Here is a 1,514-nt window from a genome sequence, read left to right as displayed (position 1 = left end):
GACTTCGGCCGTATCAACTTCTCGCGCTGCATTTCCTGCGGTCACTGCGAGGAAGCCTGTCCGACCACCGCAATCCAGTTGACTCCGGATTTCGAGATGGCCGAGTTCAAACGTCAGGACCTGGTGTACGAGAAAGAAGATCTTTTGATCTCCGGCCCCGGCAAAAACCCTGATTACAACTTCTATCGTGTTGCAGGTATGGCAATCGCTGGCAAGCCGAAAGGCGCTGCACAGAACGAAGCCGAACCGATCAACGTGAAGAGCTTGCTGCCTTAAGGAAGAACGATGGAATTCGCTTTCTATTTCGCATCGGGTATCGCTGTTGTGGCCACGCTTCGTGTGGTCACCAACACCAACCCTGTGCACGCCCTGCTCTACCTGATCATCTCGTTGATCGCCGTGGCCATGACGTTCTTCGCCCTCGGCGCACCGTTCGCCGGTGTGCTGGAAGTGATCGCCTACGCCGGCGCCATCATGGTGCTGTTCGTGTTCGTGGTGATGATGCTCAACCTCGGCCCCGCCGCGGTTCAGCAGGAACGCGTCTGGCTCAAGCCCGGTATCTGGGCCGGCCCGGTGATTCTCGCCACGCTGCTGCTGGCCGAACTGCTGTATGTGCTGTTCGCTCACCAGAGCGGCCAGTCCATCGGCCACACCACTGTAGACGCCAAAGCCGTGGGCATCAGCCTGTTCGGCCCGTATCTGCTGGTGGTCGAACTCGCCTCGATGCTGCTGCTCGCCGCAGCCGTCACGGCGTTCCATTTGGGCCGCAACGAGGCGACGGAGTAACTTATGCCTGCTATCCCTCTTGAGCATGGTCTGGCGGTTGCCGGCATCCTGTTCTGCCTCGGCCTTGTCGGCCTGATGGTTCGCCGCAACATTTTGTTCGTGTTGATGAGTCTGGAAGTGATGATGAACGCCTCTGCACTGGCCTTCATCGTTGCGGGTGCCCGTTGGGGCCAGCCGGATGGACAGATCATGTTCATCCTGGTGATCAGCCTTGCAGCCGCCGAGGCCAGTATTGGTCTGGCGATCCTGCTGCAACTGTATCGCCGCTTCCACACGCTCGATATCGACGCTGCCAGTGAGATGCGCGGATGAACCTAATCTTTCTGACTTTCGTATTCCCTCTGATCGGGTTCCTGCTGCTGTCGTTCTCTCGTGGACGCTGGTCGGAAAACCTCTCGGCGCTGATCGGCGTGGGTTCCATTGGCTTGTCGGCGATTGTCACCGCCTACGTCATCTGGCAATTCAACGTCGCACCTCCCGAAGGCGGTCACTACACCCTGGTGCTGTGGCAATGGATGGCGGTGGAAGGCTTCAAGCCTGACTTCGCCCTCTACGTCGACGGCCTGTCGATCACCATGCTCGGCGTGGTGGTGGGTGTAGGTTTCCTGATCCACCTGTTCGCCTCCTGGTACATGCGCGGTGAAGCGGGTTACTCGCGCTTCTTCTCGTACACCAACCTGTTTTTCGCAAGCATGGTGTTGATTGTGCTGGTCGTTTTCCTTTTGTTT

3 protein-coding genes and 1 pseudogene are annotated in these 1,514 nt (G+C 58.3%); all 4 read left to right on the top strand.

Going from position 1 to position 1,514, the window contains the following annotated elements; genetic code table 11:
* The coding region (locus tag ACIQVE_RS29575; protein WP_402815486.1) for a 4Fe-4S binding protein at window positions 1-276 on the top strand (276 nt) is incomplete at its 5' end.
* 9 nt (window positions 277-285) lie between these two features.
* Window positions 286-786, top strand: a complete 501-nt coding sequence (gene nuoJ / locus ACIQVE_RS29570; protein WP_402815484.1) for an NADH-quinone oxidoreductase subunit J — start codon at window positions 286-288, stop codon at window positions 784-786.
* Between the two features lie 3 nt (window positions 787-789).
* Window positions 790-1,098, top strand: coding sequence for an NADH-quinone oxidoreductase subunit NuoK (gene nuoK / locus ACIQVE_RS29565; RefSeq protein ID WP_003223790.1), 309 nt, complete (start codon window positions 790-792; stop codon window positions 1,096-1,098).
* Window positions 1,095-1,514, top strand: a pseudogene (locus ACIQVE_RS29560) (NADH-quinone oxidoreductase subunit L); the annotation flags it as partial. The gene nuoK and the pseudogene ACIQVE_RS29560, both read left to right, overlap by 4 nt.

The sequence above is a fragment of the Pseudomonas sp. NPDC098747 genome (assembly GCF_044760045.1).
GTDB lineage: Bacteria > Pseudomonadota > Gammaproteobacteria > Pseudomonadales > Pseudomonadaceae > Aquipseudomonas.
The sequence above is the reverse complement of the archived record's forward strand: the minus strand, read 5'-3'. Positions and strand labels throughout refer to the sequence as shown.

What these genes read in the sequence shown, in the direction of transcription:
- nuoK (WP_003223790.1), top strand. Translation starts at nt 790, where the DNA reads ATGCCTGCTATCCCTCTTGAGCATGGTCTGGCGGTTGCCGGCATCCTG.
- nuoJ (WP_402815484.1), top strand. Translation starts at nt 286, where the DNA reads ATGGAATTCGCTTTCTATTTCGCATCGGGTATCGCTGTTGTGGCCACG.